General features: G+C 67.5%; 20 protein-coding genes, 1 tRNA gene and 1 other RNA gene. 18 read left to right on the forward strand and 4 right to left on the reverse strand.

Annotation, left to right across the window (positions count from 1 at the left end; all coding sequences use genetic code 11):
- Nucleotides 1-178: 178 nt before the first annotated feature.
- Both ED208_RS02015 and hemH read left to right on the forward strand, forming a co-directional pair.
- Nucleotides 179-1594, forward strand: coding sequence for an amino acid permease (locus ED208_RS02015; protein WP_123210176.1), 1416 nt, complete (start codon nt 179-181; stop codon nt 1592-1594).
- Between the two features lie 127 nt (nt 1595-1721).
- Nucleotides 1722-2777 carry a ferrochelatase gene (hemH, locus tag ED208_RS02020; protein WP_123210177.1) on the forward strand — a complete coding sequence of 352 codons (1056 nt, stop codon included), beginning with the start codon at nt 1722-1724 and terminating at the stop codon, nt 2775-2777.
- A gap of 32 nt (nt 2778-2809) precedes the next feature.
- Here the strand turns inward: hemH and ED208_RS17425 are convergent, their stop codons facing one another.
- Both ED208_RS17425 and ED208_RS02030 read right to left on the reverse strand, forming a co-directional pair.
- Nucleotides 2810-3865 carry a thrombospondin type 3 repeat-containing protein gene (locus tag ED208_RS17425; RefSeq protein WP_123210178.1) on the reverse strand — a complete coding sequence of 352 codons (1056 nt, stop codon included), beginning with the start codon at nt 3863-3865 and terminating at the stop codon, nt 2810-2812.
- A 134-nt stretch (nt 3866-3999) separates the two neighbouring features.
- Nucleotides 4000-5076, reverse strand: a complete 1077-nt coding sequence (locus tag ED208_RS02030; RefSeq protein WP_123210179.1) for an OmpA family protein — start codon at nt 5074-5076, stop codon at nt 4000-4002.
- Nucleotides 5077-5214: 138 nt separating this feature from the next.
- Here ED208_RS02030 and sohB point away from each other — a divergent pair, with 138 nt between their 5' ends.
- The 9 genes from sohB to ED208_RS02075 all read left to right on the forward strand — a co-directional run bounded on the left by sohB (nt 5215) and on the right by ED208_RS02075 (nt 11503).
- Nucleotides 5215-6255: a protease SohB gene (sohB, locus tag ED208_RS02035; RefSeq protein WP_123210180.1), complete on the forward strand. Its 1041-nt coding sequence runs from the start codon at nt 5215-5217 to the stop codon at nt 6253-6255.
- A 43-nt stretch (nt 6256-6298) separates the two neighbouring features.
- Nucleotides 6299-6931: a YbhB/YbcL family Raf kinase inhibitor-like protein gene (locus tag ED208_RS02040; RefSeq protein ID WP_123210181.1), complete on the forward strand. Its 633-nt coding sequence runs from the start codon at nt 6299-6301 to the stop codon at nt 6929-6931.
- 87 nt (nt 6932-7018) lie between these two features.
- Entirely contained in the window at nt 7019-8434 is a 1416-nt protein-coding gene (locus ED208_RS02045; RefSeq protein WP_123210182.1) for a DegQ family serine endoprotease, read from the forward strand.
- Nucleotides 8435-8521: 87 nt separating this feature from the next.
- Nucleotides 8522-8716 (forward strand): hypothetical protein, encoded by a 195-nt coding sequence (locus ED208_RS02050; RefSeq protein ID WP_123210183.1) that lies wholly within the window; start codon nt 8522-8524, stop codon nt 8714-8716.
- Nucleotides 8713-9033 carry a cell division protein ZapA gene (locus ED208_RS02055; RefSeq protein WP_123210184.1) on the forward strand — a complete coding sequence of 107 codons (321 nt, stop codon included), beginning with the start codon at nt 8713-8715 and terminating at the stop codon, nt 9031-9033. The genes ED208_RS02050 and ED208_RS02055 overlap by 4 nt, the downstream gene beginning before the upstream one ends.
- 50 nt (nt 9034-9083) lie before the next feature.
- Nucleotides 9084-9269, forward strand: a non-coding RNA gene (gene ssrS / locus ED208_RS02060) — 6S RNA.
- Between the two features lie 96 nt (nt 9270-9365).
- Entirely contained in the window at nt 9366-9962 is a 597-nt protein-coding gene (locus ED208_RS02065) for a 5-formyltetrahydrofolate cyclo-ligase (protein ID WP_123210185.1), read from the forward strand.
- A gap of 14 nt (nt 9963-9976) precedes the next feature.
- Nucleotides 9977-10444 carry an EVE domain-containing protein gene (locus ED208_RS02070; protein ID WP_123210186.1) on the forward strand — a complete coding sequence of 156 codons (468 nt, stop codon included), beginning with the start codon at nt 9977-9979 and terminating at the stop codon, nt 10442-10444.
- Nucleotides 10445-10543: 99 nt separating this feature from the next.
- Nucleotides 10544-11503: a hypothetical protein gene (locus tag ED208_RS02075; RefSeq protein WP_123210187.1), complete on the forward strand. Its 960-nt coding sequence runs from the start codon at nt 10544-10546 to the stop codon at nt 11501-11503.
- A 12-nt stretch (nt 11504-11515) separates the two neighbouring features.
- Here the strand turns inward: ED208_RS02075 and ED208_RS02080 are convergent, their stop codons facing one another.
- Nucleotides 11516-12877 (reverse strand): alkaline phosphatase PhoX, encoded by a 1362-nt coding sequence (locus ED208_RS02080; RefSeq protein ID WP_123210188.1) that lies wholly within the window; start codon nt 12875-12877, stop codon nt 11516-11518.
- A 199-nt stretch (nt 12878-13076) separates the two neighbouring features.
- Here ED208_RS02080 and ED208_RS02085 point away from each other — a divergent pair, with 199 nt between their 5' ends.
- From ED208_RS02085 to ED208_RS02110, 5 genes are all read left to right on the forward strand, one after another.
- On the forward strand, nt 13077-14315 hold the full coding sequence (locus tag ED208_RS02085; RefSeq protein ID WP_158608393.1) for a glycerophosphodiester phosphodiesterase: 1239 nt from the start codon (nt 13077-13079) through the stop codon (nt 14313-14315).
- The gene (locus tag ED208_RS02090) at nt 14312-15799 is read left to right on the forward strand and encodes a metallophosphoesterase (protein WP_123210190.1); all 1488 of its coding nucleotides are present in this window, start codon (nt 14312-14314) and stop codon (nt 15797-15799) included. Before ED208_RS02085 ends, ED208_RS02090 begins: the two co-directional genes overlap by 4 nt.
- A complete protein-coding gene (locus ED208_RS02095; protein ID WP_123210191.1) occupies nt 15792-15974 on the forward strand; it encodes a hypothetical protein in 183 nt (60 codons plus the stop codon). Before ED208_RS02090 ends, ED208_RS02095 begins: the two co-directional genes overlap by 8 nt.
- Nucleotides 15975-16282: 308 nt before the next feature.
- On the forward strand, nt 16283-16981 hold the full coding sequence (locus ED208_RS02100; protein ID WP_123210192.1) for a glutathione S-transferase N-terminal domain-containing protein: 699 nt from the start codon (nt 16283-16285) through the stop codon (nt 16979-16981).
- 123 nt (nt 16982-17104) lie between these two features.
- A complete protein-coding gene (locus tag ED208_RS02110; protein ID WP_148044657.1) occupies nt 17105-17935 on the forward strand; it encodes a hypothetical protein in 831 nt (276 codons plus the stop codon).
- A gap of 82 nt (nt 17936-18017) precedes the next feature.
- On the opposite strand, the gene ED208_RS02115 is transcribed toward ED208_RS02110, so the two are convergent.
- Nucleotides 18018-18110, reverse strand: a tRNA-Ser gene (locus ED208_RS02115).
- A 130-nt stretch (nt 18111-18240) separates the two neighbouring features.
- Here ED208_RS02115 and mltF point away from each other — a divergent pair.
- On the forward strand, nt 18241-19815 hold the full coding sequence (mltF, locus tag ED208_RS02120; RefSeq protein WP_123210195.1) for a membrane-bound lytic murein transglycosylase MltF: 1575 nt from the start codon (nt 18241-18243) through the stop codon (nt 19813-19815).
- A gap of 32 nt (nt 19816-19847) precedes the next feature.
- Entirely contained in the window at nt 19848-20540 is a 693-nt protein-coding gene (locus ED208_RS02125) for a Rossmann-fold NAD(P)-binding domain-containing protein (protein ID WP_123210196.1), read from the forward strand.
- The last annotated feature ends 15 nt before the right edge of the window (nt 20541-20555 follow it).

Genomic DNA, 20555 nt, shown 5'->3' on the forward strand with positions numbered 1-20555 from the left:
AAGGGCTCGCTCCCGGGTTTTTTCCAAGAGCGCTGGCAGGAGCCTCGCCCGGCAGTCCGCCCATCGAGGCCCGGCGGCACAGCGTAGTGCCGGTAAAAATTGCCCGAGGGCCCCACGCTGCAGTCATCCGGCATACTTCTGGCATTCTGCGGCCAAACCTTCAGGGAGTTCCCGCTACATGAGCCTGTTCCGCACCAAACCCATCGACTCCGACCTCACCCGCGACCGTGGCCTGAAACGCGTACTGGGCGCCTGGGATCTCACCCTGCTTGGCGTCGGCGCGGTGATCGGCGCCGGCATCTTCGTGCTCACCGGCATCACTGCCGCGACCATGACCGGCCCGGCAGTGGTGCTGTCCTTCGTGCTGGCCGGCATCGCCTGCGCCTGCGCGGCGCTGGCCTATGCCGAACTCGCCAGCGCCATCGGCGGCTCCGGCTCGGCCTACGGCTATGGCTACGCGGCGCTCGGCGAGCTGCCGGCCTGGATCATCGGCTGGATGCTGCTGTGCGAGTACATGGTGGCGATCCCGGCGGTGTCGGCCGGCTGGTCGGGCTATTTCAACAACGGCCTGGAGTCGCTGGGCATCCTGCTGCCGACCGCGATCACCCACACGCCGCTGGATCCGACCACCCCCGGCCTGATCAATCTGCCGGCCTTCGTGATCGTGCTGGTGCTCGGCGTGCTGCTCGCCACCGGCGCCAAGATCAGCGCCCAGTTCAACGCCATCATGGTGGCGGTGAAGGTCGCCGCCATCGCGATCTTCATCGGCGTCGCCTTCGGCCATGTCGATCCCTCCAACTGGTCGCCATTCATCCCGCCGGAAGTCACCAACCCGGACGGCAGCAAGCACTTCGGCATCCAGGGCATCGCCGCCGGTGCCGCCACCATCTTCTTCGCCTACCTCGGCTTCGATGCGGTCTCCACCGCCGCCGACGAAACCCGCAATCCGCAGCGCGACCTGCCGCTGGGCATCCTCGGCTCGCTGTTCTTCTGCACCGCGCTGTACATCCTGGTGTCGGGCCTGTTGACCGGCATCGTCAACTACACCGAGCTGAACGTCGCTTCGCCGGTCGCCCACGCGCTGCTGAAGATCGGCCAGGGCTGGGCCGCCGGACTGATCTCGATCGGCGCCATCGCCGGCCTGACCACGGTGATGCTGGTGATGTACTTCGGTCTCACCCGCGTGCTGTTCGCGATCGCCAAGGACGGCCTGCTGCCGCCGTTCTTCGCCTACGTCAGCCCGAAGACCGGCACGCCGCTCGGTTCGATCATCGCCTCCGGCGTGGTGATGCTGGTGTTCGCCGGCTTCGTGCCGCTCGGCCGCCTCGCGGAGCTGGCCAACATCGGCACCCTGGGCGCCTTCGTGGTGGTCTGCGCCGGCGTGATCGTGTTGCGCAAGACCAAGCCCGACCTCAAGCGCGCCTTCAAGACCCCGTTCTCGCCGGCCATTCCGGCCTTGGGCGTGGTGTCCTGCAGCTACCTGATGGCGAACCTCGGCAACCACACCTGGGTGTCCTTCGGAACCTGGATGGCCATCGGCATCGCGGTCTACTTCCTCTACTCGCGCCGTCACAGCAAGCTGGCCGGGCAGTAATCCCTGAAGCAAAGCGGCGCCGCTGCCCCGACACGGGCAGCGGCGCCGCTTTTGTTTTCGGCCCGCATCCGCCTCCAAGCGAGGCGGGCATGGCGTAATGACCCTGCCGACCACACAATCCTGGCCCATGGATATCGCCGCTCACCGCCAGCCCGCCCAGACCGGCGTCTTGTTGATCAATCTCGGAACCCCCGATGCGCCGACGCCGGAGGCGATCCGGCGCTACCTGAAGGAATTTCTCTCCGACGACCGCGTGGTCGACGTCGAACCCTGGCTGTGGTGGCCGATCCTCAACGGCATCATCCTGCGCACCCGGCCGGGCAAGCTGGCAGCGCGGTATGCGGCAATCTGGGGCCCGGACGGCGGGCCGCTGCTGTCCATCGGCCGCCAGCAGGCCGCCGGTCTGGCGAGCCGCCTGAGTCAACAACTGGGGCGAGCGGTACCGGTGGCGCTGGCGATGCGCTACGGCAACCCGTCGGTGCAGGCCGGACTGGCTGCACTGGAGCAGCAGGGCGTGCGCCGGGTGCTGGTGCTGCCCTTGTTCCCGCAGTACTCGGCCAGCACCACCGCCTCGGCACTGGACGCGGTGTTCGATGCCTTGAAGCTGCGGCGCTGGCTGCCGGAACTGCGCACCATCAACCACTACCACGACGATCCGGGCTACATCGCCGCCCTCGCTGACAGCGTGCGCGCGCACTGGCAGCAGGCGGGCCAGGGCGAGCACCTGCTGCTCAGCTTCCACGGCATCCCGCGCCGCTATTTCGCGCTCGGCGACCCGTATTACTGCGAATGCCAGAAAACCGGCCGCCTGCTGGCCGAGACCCTGGACCTGGCCGAAGGCCAATGGAGCCTGAGTTTCCAGTCGCGATTCGGCCGCGAGGAATGGCTGCAGCCCTATACCGACGAGCACTTGCGGCAGCTGGCACAGCGCGGCATCCGCAAGCTGGACGTGATCGCCCCCGGCTTCGCCGCCGACTGCCTGGAAACCCTGGAAGAAATCGCCGAAGAGTACGGCGCGCTGTTTGCGAAGCTGGGCGGGACGCTGCGTTACATCCCCGCTCTCAACGCCAGCGACCGCCATCTGGACGCCCTCGCCGCCCTGATCGGCGGGCAGCTCCAGGATTGGCTGCCGCGCAACCGTGGCGCGCCGGCGGCCAATCTGGCCCAGCACGCGCCCGACTGAATCGCCGCCCTCGCGGCAAGGCCGACGGGCGCCTAGTCGGCGCTGCGAATCTCGACCCTACGGTTACCTGCCGCCTCGCCGCTGTCGAGCACCCGGATGCTGGTGCGGATGCGCTCGCGCGGTACGCCGTGGGCGAGCAGCCAGGCACGCACCAGCTCGGAGCGCTGGATGGCGTACTGACTGGCTTTGGCCCCTTCGCCACGGTCGGCGAAGGCCGCGATGCTGAGGTGGGCACCGGCGCTGCGACTGGCCAGCTGCCGCAACGCCGGCGCCAGGGACTCCAGCTTGCGGGCCGCCGCCGTCGACAACTCGGCGCTGCGCGCCGCGAACAGCAGGGACTCCGAAACCGATTCCGGCAGCGGCGGAGCGGGCGGCGGTGGTTCTGGCGGAGCTGGGACTGGGGCCGCAGGGGTAGTTACCGGCGCCGGCAGCGAGGCAGCGGCCGGTCTGGCAAGCCGAGCCTGCTCCTCGGCCAGCAAGGCCGCCTGCAAGGTCTGCGTGGCCTGGGCCGGGGCTTCCGGCATCGTGGCAGCGCCGGGCGGCGGGTTCGCGGTCGGCACCGACGGCTTGCTGATGCCTGGGGCTGGGACCGGACGGTCTGATCCGGCTGTCTCGGCCAAGACTCGCGGCGGAGACGGCGGCGCAGCGGCCGGCGGTGGCGGAACAGCGAGCACCGGGGGGTGGACGGCAGCGGCAGTCGGCGGCGGGCGGGCGGACGCGGTCTGGCCGCTGGCGCAACCGCGTGCATCCACCACGGCGCCGAGGGCGGTGTTGAGGCAGAGGTCGATGCCGTTGGCGACGCCATCGAAGTCACTGTCCAGCGCGCAGCCGTGGGAGTCGACCTCGGCGCCCGGCGGCGTGTAGGGACAATCGTCCTGCGGGTCGGCGACGCCATCGCCGTCGCCGTCCTCGGCATGCAGGGGGCAACCGCGTTCATTGATCAGGATGCCCGGCGGGGTGTACGGGCAATCATCGACCTCGTCGGAGATGCCGTCGCCATCGCCATCGACGATCAGCGGCGGCAAAGCTGCCTGCGCGGCCAGGCTCAGCAGCCACAGCGGAAAAATCCAACGGGCACGTTTGATCATGATCCCCAGAACGGTGCGCGGAGTGCGGTCGGCATTGGTAACGAATTTACACGATCACTCTGGAACCGGGCCGGCGGGCATAAAAAAACCCCCGCCGTAGCGGGGGTCTTTTACTACCGATCAGCTGCTGCGACTTACTCGCCGGCGGTGGTGCGGACTTCCGCGCGACGGTTCTTGGCGCGGCCTTCGTCGGTGGCGTTGTCGGCCACCGGCTGGCTCTCGCCATAGGCGAAGGTGCGGATGCGGCTGGCATCAACACCCTTCTTGACCAGATAGGCCTTGACGGTGTTGGCGCGACGCTCGGACAGCGCCTGGTTGTAACCCTCGGAGCCGACCCAGTCGGTGTGACCGGAAACGTTGATGCGCAGGCTCTTGTACTCGCCGGTGCTGACCACCTGGGCGGCGTTGTCGAGGATGGCCACGCCTTCCGGGGTCAGGTCGGACTTGTCGAAGGCGAACAGCACGTCGTCGAACTGGCGCTCGGAACCGGCAGCCAGCTGCTCCTTGGTGCAACCATAGGCATCCACCGGGGCGCCCTTGGCGCTGCCCGGGCAACGGTCCTGATCGTCCGGCACGCCGTCACCGTCGCTGTCGATGATCTTGGTGGCGGGCTTGGTGGCCACCGCTTCGGTACCGGCAACCGGCTTGGCACCCAGCGGGACGGCGAAACCAACCTTCAGCACCGGCTCCGACAGGCTGTCGATGCCACGGGCGTTCTTGATGTCGTCCAGACCGGTCCAGCGGTAGCGCAGGTCGGTGCGGAAGGCGACGTCGTGGTCGGCCACGGTGAAATACTTGAAGAAGCCGAGGCCGGCATTGACCAGCGGCTCGGTGTCGCTCAGGCCGGTGCCGGTGATGTCGGTGCGCTGCACGCCAGCGCCGACGCCGAAGTAGGGCGAGAAGGCACGGTTGCGCGAGTAGAAGAACAGGCCGTCAACGGTGAGGCCGACGTCACGCCATTCGGAACCGCCGGCCTGGGCCTTGTACTTCTGATAAAACGTTTCCAGTTCGATGTTCCAGTACTTGTTCAGCACCTTGCCGCTGGCGAACGAGAAACCGAGACCGTGCTCGGAATTGCGATCATCGTCCTGGAAGGTGTACGCAAACATCGGGGAAAGGTAGGGGCGCTTGTCGAGAAGCTCTTCCGCGTGCAGCGGCAGCGCCAGCCCGACGAGCGTGGCCGCAATCGCGGCGCGTGTCATGTTCTTCATGTTGTTCAAGACTCCAAGTCCTAACTAGGGGTAACGAAACGATGTGCAGCGCAATAAAATTATAGTCACTTCATTTTGCGGGATAAATGGGTCAGAGCACATAAATTGCTCTGACTGCCCCCTGTAACAGGCGCCCAAGTGCACGAATTCATTCTGGAATATGGCCTTTTCCTGGCCAAGACAATAACCCTGTTTCTCGCCGCCGGCCTGTTAATCGGTGGACTGGCCAATGCCATGCGAGAAGCGCGCCATCACGAGTCCGAGAAACTGGAGGTGGAGCCGCTCAACGAGCGCTACCGGCGCCTGCGGGAGACTCTGAACGAGCAGATTCTCGACGAGGCCGGCCTCAAGGCCGAGCGCAAGCGCCGCAAGCGGGAAGACAAGGCGCGCCTCAAGGCCGCGCCCAAGGAACCGCGCAAGCGCCTGTTCGTACTCGACTTTGATGGCGACCTGCAGGCCAGCGCGGTCAGCGAGCTGCGCGAGGAGATCACCGCCCTGCTGCAGCTCCTGCGCAAGGAAGACGAGGTGCTGCTGCGCCTGGAAAGCGAGGGCGGACTCGTTCACGCCTACGGCCTCGCGGCCAGCCAGCTCAAGCGTTTGCGGGATCGTGGCTTCCCCCTCACCGTGGCGGTGGACAAGGTGGCCGCCAGCGGCGGCTATCTGATGGCCTGCGTCGCCGACCGCATCCTCGCCGCGCCCTTCGCGGTGGTCGGCTCGATTGGCGTGGTGGCACAGATTCCCAACGTGCATCGACTGCTCAAGAAGCACGATGTCGACGTCGAACTGCACACCGCCGGCGAGTACAAGCGCACCCTGACCCTGATGGGCGAGAACACCGACGCGGCACGTGCCAAATTCAAGGAAGAGCTGGAGGACACCCACCTGCTGTTCAAGCAGTTTGTGTCCGAGCACCGCCCGCAGGTGCCGATTGCCGAAGCCGCCACTGGCGAGCACTGGTTCGGCGCCCGCGCGCTGTCGCTGAATCTGGTCGATCAGCTGCGGACCAGCGACGACTATCTGCTCGACCACGCCGACAGCGCCGATCTTTACACGGTGCGCTTCCGGCGCAAGAAGCCGCTGTCGGAGCGACTGCACCTGAGCCTGCTGCGCCTGGGCAGCGGTCTGCGCGGCAAGGCGCTGTCCGAGGGATTGCCGCCGCCCCGCTCCTTCATGCTGTAATGCCGCACACCAAAAACAACCGGCAAGACGCCCCCGGCGCCCCATGAAACTGACCAGCGACAGCTTCGAAGATGGCGATGTGATCCCCGGCCGCTGCGCCTTCTGCGTCAAGGACCCGAAGACCTTTCTGCGGCTCTCGCAGAACCTGTCGCCGGAGCTGAGCTGGCGCGGCATCCCCGAAGGCACCCGGAGCTTCGCGCTCAGCTGCATCGACCCGACCGCGCCGGCCACCAAGCCGGACTACGTCAACACCCCGGGCAGCACCATCCCCGCCAAGTACCCGCGCGGCGAGTTCGTGCACTGGCTGGCAGTCAACATCCCCGCCAGCGTCACCCAGCTCGCCGAGGGCGCCTGCTCGAAGGCGGTGATCCCCGGCGGCAAGCGCATCCCCGACGGGCCGGACGGCTGCCAGCAGGGCCTCAACGACTACACCGGCTGGTTCGCTGGCGACAAGGACATGGAAGGTCCCTACCTGGGCTACGACGGCCCCTGCCCGCCGTTCAACGACAGCCTGCCGCACCAGTACGTGTTCACCGTCTACGCACTGGATGCCCAGCTGCAACTGCCGGAGCACTACAACCTGGCCGATTTCCGCAAGGCTATCGAAGGCCATGTACTGGCGCAGGCCAGCCTGACCGGCCGCTACGCGACCAACCCCGACATCCGCTTGAAATAGCGCCGCGCCGCCGCCATTGAACTGCGGAACGACGGCGCGGTCTGTCGCGCTGTCGCACTTGCGACTTTTCAACCAGGACACCTGAAGATGTCTCGCAATTCCCTGCTCAAATCCAGCCTCGCCGCCGCAGCGGTGGGCTTTGGCGTGACGGCCGCCGTGCTCTCGCTGTCGACCACCGCGCCGCAGCCGGCGCATGCCGACCTGCCGGCGCCGATGATCGCCGCCCCCAGCACCGGCGGCCTGCCCTCGCTGGCGCCGATGCTGCGCGAAGTGATGCCGGCGGTGGTCAACATCTCGGTCACCAGCAAGGTCGAGGTGCAGAACCCGTTCGGCCCGATGATGGATGACCCCAACTTCCGGCGCTTCTTCGGCATCCCCGACCAGCCGCAGCAGCGGCAGGCGCAGAGCCTGGGCTCGGGCACCATCGTCGATGCCGCCAAGGGCTACATCCTCACCAACAACCATGTGGTCGCCGACGCCGACGAGATCAAGGTACGGCTGTCCGACGACCGTGAGTTCGCCGCCAAGCTGATCGGCAAGGACGCCGATACCGACCTCGCGGTCATCCAGATCAAGGCCGAGCGCCTCAAGGCCCTGAGCCTGGGCAATTCCGACGGCCTGCAGGTCGGCGATTTCGTGGTCGCCATCGGTTCACCCTTCGGCCTGCGCCAGACCGCGACCACCGGCATCGTCTCCGGCCTCGGCCGCGCCACCGGCGACGGCATCCAGGACTTCATCCAGACCGACGCCTCGATCAACCCCGGCAACTCCGGCGGCGCGCTGATCAACCTGCGCGGCGAACTGGTCGGCGTGCCCAGCCAGATCCTTTCCCGCAGTGGCGGCAACATCGGCATCGGCTTCGCCATTCCGGTCAATCTCGCCAAGAGCGTGATGAACCAGTTGATCGAGACCGGCACCGTCACCCGTGGCCGCATCGGCGTGCAGGGCCAGGACCTGACTCCGGAGCTGGCCAAGTCCTTCGGCCTCAGCAATGCCCGTGGCGTGGTGGTGTCGCGGGTGGTGCCGGACGGCCCGGCCGCCCGCGCCGGCCTGAAGGTCGAGGACATCATCCTCAAGGCCAACGGCCGCGAGATCACCGACTTCAACCAGTTGCGCACGGTCATCGGCCTGCTGCGGGTGGGCGAAAAGGTGCAGCTCGACATCCTCCGCGAAGGCAAGCCGCGCACCGTCACCGTCGCGGTCGGCAAGGACAGCGAGCAGGCCGCCCCGGGCGCCGCCGTCAACCCCAGGCTGCAGGGCGCGACCTTCGCCCCCGCCGACGAGAGCAATGCCGAGGGCGACATCCGTGGCGTGGTGGTGGCCAAGATCGACCCGCGTTCGCCGGCCGCCCGCACCGGCCTGCGTCAGGGCGACGTCATCATCGGCGTCAACCGTCGCCCGGTGAACAGCATGGACGACTTCGCCAAGCTCACCGCCGGCAAGGACGAGCTGCTGCTGCATCTGCGTCGCGGCGAAAGCGCGCTGTTCCTGATCGTCCAGTAAGCCCTGCGCCAGGGCCATCAGCCCCGCCGGTGCCCGCGCGCCGGCGGGGCTTTCTGTTGGCGCCATGCTCGGCCGTATACTCTCGCCATGTTGCACACCGAACTCGACCAGCTCGAAGCCCGCATCAGCCGCCTGACTGCCGCCTACCGGCAGGAGCGGCTGGAAAAGAAGCGCGCCTTGCAGGAGCGTGATCGTCTGCTGGCGCTCAACGCCGAGCTGAAGCGCCGCATCGAAGGCGTGGTCGAGCGTCTGCGGCTGATGGAGGGAGAATCCGCCTCATGAAGCCGGCCGCCAAACCCGATGTGCTGACCGTCACGGTCAAGATCATGGGCCGCGAATACGCGGTGCAGTGCGCGCCCAACGAGCACGAAGCCCTGGTGACCTCCGCCGAGATCCTCAACGAGCGGATGAACGCCATCAAGAAGCGCGGTCGCGCCCTGGGCGCGGAGAAGATCGCGGTGATGGCGGCGCTCAACCTCACCCGCGAGCTGCTGGCCCTGCAGGGCGATGCCAATGTCGTTACCCCCGACAGCCAGGCGCTGGAACGCCTGCGCCAGCTCGGTCATGACATCGACAGCACGCTCAACGACACGGAGTAGGCGTTCTTGTCGCGCCGACCGGCGCCGCGAGCCGGTGTAGAATGCCGACGTGTCTCCTGCGGTGTTCGACGGCTCCGTCCAAACCCCTTGAGCCTAATTGCAAAACCCCGGGAGCCTTACCCGGTTCTGGCGTGCAGGCCCACCTTGCAGTGGGAAGCCCAAAGGCCGGCGCGGTGCCCACTTGAGACGTTCGTCTCAAGGTCAGTGACGATGGCCACGGCACAGGCGGGAGACACACTTTTTCTAGCCGCCGGCGTTCAAGCCGGCCCGGTGCCGAATGCACCGCCCAGGCGCGAAGCCGCCCGAGTCCGCAACCAAGCATCGCCAATGCCATGAGCGCCGCAGACCCCGCCGAGGTCAAAGGTCATCTGCGCACCGAGCTGCGCGCCCGCAGGCGAGCCATCCCGGCGAGCGCGCGGCGCCGCGCCGCCCGTCGACTGGCACGCCAGTATCTGCGCCAACGGGCGTTGCAGCAGGCCCGCAGCGTGGCGCTGTATCTGCCAATGGCCTCGGAGATCGACACCGCACCGCTGCGCGCGGTGCTGGCGGCGCGCGGTGTTGCGCTCTACGTGCCGAAGGTCGCACGCGGCAAGCGTCTGCGCTTTCTGCGCCTGGGCAAGACCCGCATGGAGTGGCACCACCACGGCATGCCGCAGCCGCGCGGCGGCGACAGCCTGCCGCTGCGTCGCATCGCGCTGATCCTGCTGCCGCTGCTGGGCTACGACGCCCAGGGCCGGCGGCTGGGCCAGGGCGGCGGCTACTACGACCGTGCCCTGGCCGGACTGCGCGGCGCCCGCCGCCCGCTGCGCATCGGACTCGCCTACGCTTGCCAGCAGGTCGAGGCCCTGCCCCGCGAGGACCACGACCATCCCTTGCAGGGCGTGCTCAGCGAGCGCGGCCTGCAACGCTTCCCCTTTCATCATTCCTGAATCCGAGCCTCCCAATGCCCCAGCGCTTTTGGCTGATGAAGTCCGAGCCCGAGACGTTTTCCATCGACGATCTGAAGAAGCGGCCGAAAAAGACCGAACCCTGGGACGGCGTGCGCAACTACCAGGCGCGCAATTTCATGCGCGACCAGATGCAGGTCGGCGACGGCGTGTTCTTCTACCACTCCAACTGCGAAGTACCGGGCATCTACGGCCTGGCCGAGATCGCCAGCACCGCGTATCCGGACCCCACCCAGTTCGACCCCCAGCACCATCACTACGACCCGGGCTCCAAGCCGGAGGAGCCGCGCTGGCTCTTGGTGGACGTGCGCTACCAGCGCCACCTGAAGCGCCCGATCACGCTGGAAACCCTGCGCCAGCACGAAAAGCAGTTGCAGGGCCTGGCGGTCATCGCGCGCGGCAACCGGCTGTCGGTGATGCCGGTGCGCCCGGAGCACTGGCAAGCGATCCTGGCTCTGGAATGAAGCGCCCGGGTCCGCCCTGAGCGGACCATCACGGCTTCGTAAACTGCCCTCGCTAGGCTGCGCGGTTTGGGGATTCTCGCCCCCTGCCACCGCCCAGCCATGCTGCCTTCCAACACCTTCTTTCCCCAGACGCTTCTTCGCGCCTGCGCTCTGTTGCCGCTGTGCTGGCTGGCCGCCTGCGGCGACTCCAGCACGAGCGAATCCGCCCCTGAGCCGGCGCCCAACGAACCGGCCCTGGTCGAGTACCGGCTCGACAGCGAAGTGGTCAACGAGTCCAGCGGCCTGGCCCGCTCGCAGCGGCGCGACGACGTGCTCTGGACGCTCAACGACAGCGGTGGCGCCACAGAGCTGTACGCGATCAGCAGCAGCGGCCAGGTGCTGGCGACGCTGAGTATCCAGGGCGCCCTGCTCAATCTCGACTGGGAAGATCTCGCCAGCTACACGCAGGACGGCAAGCCCTATCTGCTGATCGGCGACATGGGCGACAACGGCGCCTTCCGGCCGGTGCTGAATTTCTACCGGGTCGAAGAGCCGGAGCTGAGGCCCGGCGCGACGCCGCAAGCGCTCAGCGCCACGGCGACGATCTACACGGTCGCCTACCCCAACGGCCCGCGCGACGCCGAGTCGCTGGCGGTGGATGGCGAGGAGAACATGGCCTATGTGCTCTCCAAGCGCGACGCCCAGCCCACGCTGTACCGCTTCCCGCTCGCCAGCCCGCTGCCACTGGCGCTGCCGGCGATCATGGAAAACCTCGGCGCCATCAATATCCCGCGCGCGCCGGCCGACTATGCCGGCAATGTCGAGTCCTACAACTGGACCACGGCGATGGACTTCGACGACAGCCTGCGCCGCGCCTACGTCGGCAGCCTGGTCAACGGCTACTTCTGGGACCGCGCCGAAGGAGAGACCTGGGCCGCGGCCTTCGCCCGCCCGCCGCGCAGCTTCGACCTGCCGGACTACTCGCAAATTGAGGCCGGCAGCTTCGCGCGTGGCCGCCGAGACAGTCTCTACATCAGCAGCGAAGGCACGCCCATGCCGCTGGCGCGCCTGCACCCCTGAAGGCGCGCTCGCTCAAGGCGTGAACCAGGGCCCCTCGACGCAATAGGTGATGCCGGCGAAGCCAGTGACGCCGCCGGCATTCGGGCCGCGCTGGCTGCTGAAGTAGAAGTAGCGGCCATCGGGCGAGAACGCCGGGCCGGTGACCTCCGAGCCGTCCTGGCCGACCAGTTGCACCAGCACCGCCAGCCTGCCGTCGGGCTGGATCGCCACCGCCTGCTGGTTGGCTTCCTCCTTGTCCTCGACCACCACGATGTCGCCGCCCGGCGTCATCACGATGTTGTCCACCGAGTCGAGAATCGGCGCGGGCGCGAAGAAGAAATCGTCGTAGATGATTTCCAGCGTCTGCTTGGCGAGGTCGTGCGCCCACACCCGGCGGTCGCCCTTGGTGGTGAAGTAGACGACGCCGTGCTGACACCAGATGCCCTCGCCGCCGTTGAAGTGGCTGGCCTCGGTCTGCAGCCGCGTTGGCGTCTGCGGTTGCAGCGCGGCCGGCAGTTCCGGAAGTTGCAGCGGATTCGGGTTGGGCACGTCCAGCCAGCTCACCGGCCAGGGGCCGCGCGCGCCCTCGGCGTCCAACTCCTCCTGGGCACTTTCGGCCTTCAAGGCCTGCAGCTTGCCGGTGGTGCCGGGCCGGCCACCGACATTCGGCTCGTCGGGAATGAAGCGGTAGAAGCAGCCATCGCCCATGTCCTCGGTGAGGTAGAAGGTGTTGCTGGCCGGGTCCACCGTCGCCGCCTCGTGAGTGAAGGTGCCGCAGCCGTCGATGCGGCGCGCCGCCGTGACACCGTTCTTGTTGAAGGGATCGCATTCCCAGATGTAGCCGATGTCGGTTTCCTCCCCGGACAGCCAGGTGCCCCAGGGTGTGACGCCGCCGCCGCAGTTCAAACGACTGAGTACCCCCGAGAGGATGTTGTAGGCATCGACGATGGCGCCGTCCTTATCGAAGCGGATGGCATTGACCCCGCCGAACAGGAACTCGCGGTTGGAGACATAGACCCAACCACCATCGTCGGCGGCGAACACCGCGCCGGCATCGGGGTCGCTGTGCCAGACGAAGCCGGTATCGCCGACCGGCCGGTTGGCCTGGGCGATGACGCGGCTCTTGAAGCCCTGCGGGATCAGCAGGCCGTTCTCGTCGGCGGTTTCCGCCAGCGGCGGCACCTGCAGGCGGCCACGCACCGGCGCCGGCGGCTCGGTGGGCGGCAACACCGGATCATCGACCAGCGGCGTCTCGGAGGAGCCGGTGCAGGCGGTGAGTGCGCCACCGACGCCGACCAGGCCCAGGCCGAGAAAGCCCCGGCGCAAGAGCTCTCGGCGTGACAGCGCCCGACGCAGCAGCGGCTGGGCCTTGCGGAAATTGGTTGCGACGGTCATCGGCGACTCCAAACGGAAGGTGGGCAGGCAGCACGCGCGCCCGGCATTCGCCCGGCCTGCGGAATACAGGCGGCCGAACGGGCAGCCGATGACCATAGCCAGGAAGATTTACAGTTCGTTGACGGCGAGGCGCCCGTCATCGGCGCATCACATCGGCTGGCTAGGCTGCCCGACTCCCACCGGCCTCCCTGTCACAGCCATGCCCCGCCTGCTGCTGTCCGCGCTGTTACTGATCTCCGCCAGCACCGGGGCGGCGGACCTGCCCAAGGCCAGCGAGACCTGCGACCGAACCGTCAACCAAGTCCGTTGGACCGAAGTCGGCAGCCCCGACCTCGGCCGCCGGCCAGCGCTGGTCTCCGCGCACCGGGGCGGCGTCACCCTGGCGCCGGAGAACACGCTCTGGGCCTACCGCCACGCCTTTGCCTACGGCATGGACTTCGTCGAGATCGACGTGCGCGAATCGCTGGACGGCGTGCTCTATTCCATGCACGACGACGCGGTGGCGCGCACCACCGGCGGCAGCGGCAATATCTCGACGATGCTGTCCTCGCAGATCGACGCGCTCAACGCCGCCAACTTCGAGCCCTGGATCGGCAGCGAGTACGACCCCTCGCCGGTGCCGCGCCTGGACGACATTCTGGCCCTGGCGCGCGACAGCCAGCGCGGCATCGAGTTCGACATCAAGTTCGTGAAGAACTACCTGGGCTTCTTCCAGAAGGTGCAGGACTACGGCCTGATGTCACGCAGCTACTTCAACATGAGCGGTTTCACCGTCAGCCTGGCGCAACTGCTCTACCCGGAGCTGCGGGTGATCTACAACCTCGGCGACGGCGAAACCGCGCAGTCGCTCTACGACGAGACCGGCCGCTCGATCATCTACGGCTCGGCGATGGACAAGTTCACGCCCGAGCTGATCGCCGCCATCCACGACGGTTGCTCCTACGTGCTGCCGCACAGCTACGACGACGGCCACGAGTACGAGGCGGCGGAATTTCTGCGCGGCCTGGCGATGGGTGCCGATGGCGCCCAATCCGACCAGCCCGACGTGATCCGCGCGGCGCTGCACGCGCCACTCGCGGTGAAGCTGGCGCCGGGCAGCGCCGACGCAGCCGGCAGCAACCGCGTCTGCCTGAGCAACGCCGAAAACGGCCTGGGCCTGCCAGGCAAGACGCTGCGCTATGGGCGCCGCGACGGCACCGATGCGACCGAAGCGCGCAGCGACCGCTACGGCTGCGTCAGCCTGCCGGGTGCGGTGCAGGACTACTGGGCGCGCTTCACTGGCGATGCCACCGCCGTGGCGGCGCAATACAACGCGCCCGAAGCGCCGACACCGCCAACGGCCACCACCCCCGCCATCACCGAAGGCGGCAGCCTGCCGCTGCTCGCCAGCCTGCTCTACCTGCTGATCGCCGCGCTGCGGCGCCGAACCCTGCCATGACCCACAGCCTGCCTCCCGATCTGCGCCGCCGCCGCTTTCTCCAGCACGGGATGTATGGCGGCGGCGCCTTGCTGCTACCGGCCTGGCTGGGCGGCTGCGGCTCCAGCGAGCGCGGCGCCCCGCCGACCACGCCCGAGCCGCCAGTGACACCGCCGGTGACACCGCCCAGCGCGAAGTTCGCGCCGCGCGGCACGCATCTGTCCTGGACCGGCGACCCGCTGCGCAGCCGCACCGCCACCTGGTTCACCGACGGCGCCGACGCGCCGCGCAGCTATATCGAGTTCGGCCCGGTAAGCGAGGGCATGAGCGCGGCGGAGATCGTCGGCGCACCGTTCCCGGGCCGTGCCGAGGCAGCCACCAGCGCCACGCCCGGTGTCGCCAGCTTCACCCACAAGGCCAGCGCCAGCGGCCTCGACCCGGCGCTGCCCATGCGCTATCGCGTCGGCTCGGAGGAGGGCTGGAGCCCGGTGCGGGTGGTGCGGCCGACGCCGGCCGGCGAGGAGTTCCGCTTCTGCCACTTCGGCGACCACGGCATCGGCGCCAGTTCCAGTGCGGTGCTGCGTGCCGTCGCTGCACGGCAGCCGGACTTCGCCCTGCTGGCCGGCGACATCTCCTACGCCAACGGCGAGCAGCCGCTGTGGGACGACTACGTGAATGCCATCGAGGCCGACTACGCCGCCAGCGGCATCCTGATGACCGCGCCCGGCAATCACGAGGAGGAGGACAACAACGGCCAGACCTACCGCAACCGCTTTGCCTGCCCGACCTCAGCGCAGAGCCCGGACGGCACCTTCTACAGCTTCGATCTCGGCCGCTGCCACTTCCTGATCTCCACCGGCGGCTGCTTCGCCACCGACGGCACGCTGGTGAGCGAGCTGGCCTTCCTGGAAGCCGATCTCGCACAGGCGGCGCTGCGCCGCGCGGCCGGCGAGATCGACTTCATCATCGTCTCCCAGCACTTCACGATCTGGACCGATAACGAGGGCCGCAACCCGGCCAACTTCACCCTGGTGCTGCTGCAGGAAAACATCTTCGTGCGCTACGGCGTCGATCTGCTGGCGGTGGGCCACGACCACATCTACCAGCGCAGCAAGCCGATGAGCTTCGGCCTGCCCAATCCGCTCGGCTACACGCAGGTCACCGCCGGCACCGGCGGCAAGGGCTTCTACGTGCTGCTGCCGCAGTCGGGCTGGAGCGCTGCGGCGCTGCAAGACACCCATGTGTTCGTCGAATACGCGGTGAGCCGTAGCGAGATCAAGGCCACCACCTGGGCGGTCGATCCGCTCAGCGGCGCCACCGCCGTGGCGGATAGCTTCAGCATCCCGCGCCGCAGCCTGCTCGCCGCCAACCAGGCGGTGCAGCCGGTGCGCTCGGTCGCCGCACTGGGTAAGCCCATCGACGGCAACTTCGATCTGCTCGCCCGACGCACCCAGGTCGCCAACCGCCTGAAGCGCGCGCACTGCGCCGCTCTCGACCATGCCTAGTTGGCGCGGGCTGCCGCTGCTGGCGGTCTTGTTGCTCACCGCCTGCGCCGAAAGCCTGCCGCCGGAGACCACACCGGCTCCGACCGCGCCGCCCACAGGCGCGCAACAGCCCCTGCGCCGCGCCCCCGCGCACAACGACGACGAGCATGCGCGGCTACGGATCAGCGACAACTGAATCAAGCAGTTCGGCTGGGATGGCAATGCCGCGATCCCCACCGATCAGCAGGCCAAACTGTTCGGCGGCATCGCCCAGGCGCATGCCGCCGGCCGTCGCGTGCGGCTCGCGGGTACCGCCCTGACGTCCGATGGCAGCAGCTGATCGCTGCCGACCAGGACTACATCAACACCGACGATCTGCCGGGTCTGCGCGCCTTTCAGCTCGCCCACGACCCCTTGCAGCGCCGAACGCAGCCACCAGCTTGAAGACGGAGCCTCGCGGTTGGTCGCGTGGCAAGCTTTGCACCTGAATACCCGGACACTGTCATGAGCGCGCTCTCCGCCTACCCCATCACCCGCAAGTGGCCGGCGCTGCACCCGGACCGCATCCAGCTCTACTCGCTGCCCACGCCCAACGGCGTGAAGGTCTCGATCCTGCTGGAGGAAACCGGCCTGCCCTACGAGGCGCACAAGGTCGATTTCGCCAGCAACGACCAGCTCTCGCCGGAATTCCTCTCGCTCAATCCCAACAACAAGATCCCGGCGATCCTCGACCCGCAGGGGCCGGGCGGCAGGCCACTGGCCTTGTTCGAGTCCGGCGCGATCCTGCTCTACCTCGCCGACAAGGCCGGCACCTTCCTCCCCGCCGACCCGGCCGGCCGCTACGAGGCGATCCAGTGGCTGATGTTCCAGATGGGCGGCGTCGGCCCGATGTTCGGGCAGCTCGGCTTCTTCCATAAATTCGCCGGCAAGGACTACGAGGACAAGCGCCCGCGCGACCGCTATGTCGCCGAGTCGCAGCGGCTGCTGGCGGTTCTGGAGCGGCAGCTCGACGGCCGCGACTGGCTGCTGGGGAAGGACTACAGCATCGCCGACATCGCCACCTTCCCCTGGGTGCGCAACCTGATCGGCTTCTACGGCGCCGGCGAGTTGGTGCGGATCCAGAACTATCCGAATGTGTTGCGGGTGCTGGACGCTTTTCTGGCACGGCCGGCAGTGCAGCGCGGGCTCAGCATCCCCGGCTGAGCGCGGTCGGTGCGGCCAAAGCAAAACGCCCCCTTGCAGAGGTCGTTGGATTGCTTGGAAATGACGCTGTCTGCGCACAGCACCTTCGCGTTGCTCCCACCGCCGTATCTCTGGAGACCTCACTTGACCATCACTCACGCCCAATGGGTTCTAGCACGGCCCCAAGTTAAGCAAGTCGTCCTGGAGCAGGCACTGGGGTACTACAGACTTCGAGTCACTGTTGAGCTCGAGGTACGCGGCTACCCGGATCAACGCCGATTCGTTGTCAAAGACATGCAGCTTCGTGTCGAGGCCCGCAATCACGAGGCAATCGGTTTGCTCGGAACAGCATTTCCTGAGCACCCATTCATCATCGAAACCATGATGCATAGTTCACCGGCGAACTACTGCTTCGAGCTTTCGCTGACTGCTCGTCAGATCGGTCTTCTGGAGGAACTTAGAGCTGGAGGAGATCTCCATCTTTTCGTGTCCCTGCACGCCCTGACTTCAGAGAGTGATGTGACTTACTCCTGCAGCGACTCATTAATTTTCACAGTCCCTCAAAGCAACTGGATCAAGCAGCTCAACGACTCCAAGTTCACAGACGTACTGCTGGTCGAGGTTCCAATCGGCAGCCTGACACCAGCTCATTTGGTCACATTCTTGCAAAAGGCCCGCAACCAGATCGCCACAGCCGACTATCGCGGGGCGATAGCTACATGCCGGGCTGCCATGGAATTGCTTGCTGAGGGTGAGCAGAAGGAGGACCAGCAAGCCGTCTCTGGCTTTAAGGAGAACCCGCGAGGAATGTCGTCAGAGAATCGGCTTCGCCTTATTCGGCATGCCGCGAGGCACTACACACACTTGGCGAATCATGCAGATAGCGAATCTCTGAAGGCCAGCTACACCCTAAGGGATGCAGTGTTGTTGCTGACGTTAGCGACCGCCTTTTCGGCTCACCAACTTGATGCTTAACCGGCAGACTGGAAAGTCGAACTACGCGGAGTTAGGGCCGGGTAAAGCAAAACGCCCTCTTGCGAGGGCGTTGTGTTTGACTTGGCGGACGAGGAGGGATTCGAACCCCCGTGCAGGGTCGCCCCCACCATCTGATTTCGAGTCAGCGCCGTTATGACCGCTTCGGTACCCGTCCAGTGGCGCGCATTTTAGCCGAAGCCGTCGGCGAGGGCGACCACATCGGCGTTTGCCATGGCTGTGATACGGTGGTGCGCAGAGGAAATTCACGCCGCCGAACGCCTAGACCAGAGCTGCGAACCCCGCCCATGCCCGCCCCCGTCACCCGCTCTCGACTGCGCAGCCGCCTGCCTGCGGCGCTGTACGGCTGCGTGGCGCTGGCGACGCTGACCACCTGCTCGGAACTGCGGCCGCCGCTGCTGGAACAGATCCGTGAGGACGGCGTGCTGAAGATCGCCTCCACCTACAGTCGCACCAGCTGCTACAGCGGCCCGACCGGGCTGATCGGTTACGAATGCGAGCTGGCCCAGGGCTTGGCCAAAAGCCTGGGGGTGAGCGCCGAGATCAGCTTCAGCAACAGCCCCGCCGACGCCCTGCAGGCGGTGCTCGACGGCCGCGCGCACCTGGCGGCGGCCGGGCTCACGGTCAATTCCGAACGCCGCGACCGGGCGCGCTTCTCCTCGCCCATTGACCAAGTGGTGCCGCAACTGGTCTACCGCATCGGCAGCCCGCGCCCGAAATCGCTGGGCGAGCTGGACGGCCGGCTGCTGGTCTCCGAGGGCGGCAACCACGTCGCCCGGCTGCGGGCGCTGGCGCGCAGCTTTCCGCAGCTGAAGTGGGAGGCGACCACCGCCTACGACTCCGAAGATCTCTTGTTCCAGGTCGCCAGCGGCGAGCTGGACTACACCATCGCCAGCTCGGCGCTGGTGGCGATCAACCAGCGCTACTACCCGCGCCTGCGGGTGGCTTTCGATGTCGGCAATGCCGAGGACATCGCCTTCGCCTTCGCGCCCGGGCGTGACACCTCGCTCTACGACGCCGCACAGGACTATCTCGCACGCCTGCCGCCGCGCAACCTGGCGCGGCTGCATGACCGCTACTACGGCCATGTCGAAGAGGTGGACTACTTCAGCGCGGTGCAGATCGCCAACCACATGCGCAGCCGCCTGCCGCGCCTGCGCGGCTATTTCGAGCAGTCGGCCAATCGCCACGGCCTGGACTGGCGCCTGCTCGCGGCCATCGGTTACCAGGAATCGCACTGGGACAGCAGCGCCCAGAGCCGCACCGGGGTGCGCGGGGTGATGATGCTGACCAACGACACCGCCACCCGCTACAAGGTCGCCAATCGCGAAGACCCGGAGCAGAGCATCGAGGGCGGCGCGCGGGTGCTGGCCGACATCCTGCGCGGCATCCCCGAGGAGGTGCCGGAGCCCGACCGCAGCTGGATGGCTCTGGCCGCCTACAACCAGGGCCTGGGGCACCTGCTCGACGCCCGTGAGCTGACCGCCCAGCGCGGCGGCGATTCCGCCCACTGGCTGGACGTGCGCGACGTGTTCCCGCTGCTGTCGCGGCCGCGCTGGTACCAGCAGACCAAGTACGGCTACACCCGGGGCCGCGAGGCGGTGGACTTCGTCACCAACGTCCGCGCCTACTACGACATCATCAGCTGGCTCACTTCCGGCGCGCCGGTGCTGCCGCCACCGCCGCTGCGGCTGGAGCAGAAGCTGCGAGTGGCCGACAGCAGCCTGCCCGCCAACGATCCGCTGCTGCCGGAGGCGCTGGACGGCTCGCCGCTCGACACACCCGCCGATCCCGCTGCGGAGGCACTCGCGCCGGGGCCGGCCGAGTCTGCTGGCAGCCCCGAAGCCCGTCCGGCCAGCTGAGTGCGGCCGTCGTCCCCGCGGATAGTCTGCCCATGAAAGTGATCCTGTTCGGCGCCAGCGGCATGGTCGGCCAGGGCGTGCTGCGCGAATGCCTGCTCGACAACGGCGTCAGCGCGGTGCTGTCGCTGGTACGCCGCCCCGGGCTGACGGTGCATCCCAAGCTGCACGAACTGGTCTGCGCCGACTTCCACGACTACAGGCCGCTGGAGTCGCAGCTGGCTGGCTACGAGGCCTGCTTCTTCTGCCTGGGCGTCTCCTCCGGTGGCATGGACGAGGCGCGCTACCGTCGGCTCAGCTACGAGCTGACCCTGGCCGCCGCGCAAACCCTGGCGCGGCTGAATCCGCAGATGGTGTTCGTCTACGTTTCCGGCATGGGCACCGACAGCAGCGAGCGCGGCGCCAGCATGTGGGCGCGGGTGAAGGGCGCGACCGAGAACGCCCTGCTGCGCCTGCCGTTTGCGGCCACCTACCTGTTCCGGCCCGCCGGCATCCGGCCACTGCACGGCATCCGCTCCAAGACCCCGGCCTACTACTGGGGCTACGTGCTGATGGCGCCGCTGCTACCGCTGTTGCAGCGCTGGGCGCCGGGGCTGATGACCAGTACCGAGGAAGTCGGCCGCGCCATGCTGCGGGTGGTCCGGGAGCGACCGGCGCGGCCGATACTCGAAGCCCGCGACATCGCCGCGCTCGGCCGTGGCGAACCTTTGCCGGCAGCGCGGTCTTAGTCCGCCATCCGCCAT

It is taken from the genome of Stagnimonas aquatica, from assembly GCF_003730135.1.
In the GTDB taxonomy this organism is placed as follows: Bacteria; Pseudomonadota; Gammaproteobacteria; order Nevskiales; family Nevskiaceae; genus Stagnimonas; species Stagnimonas aquatica.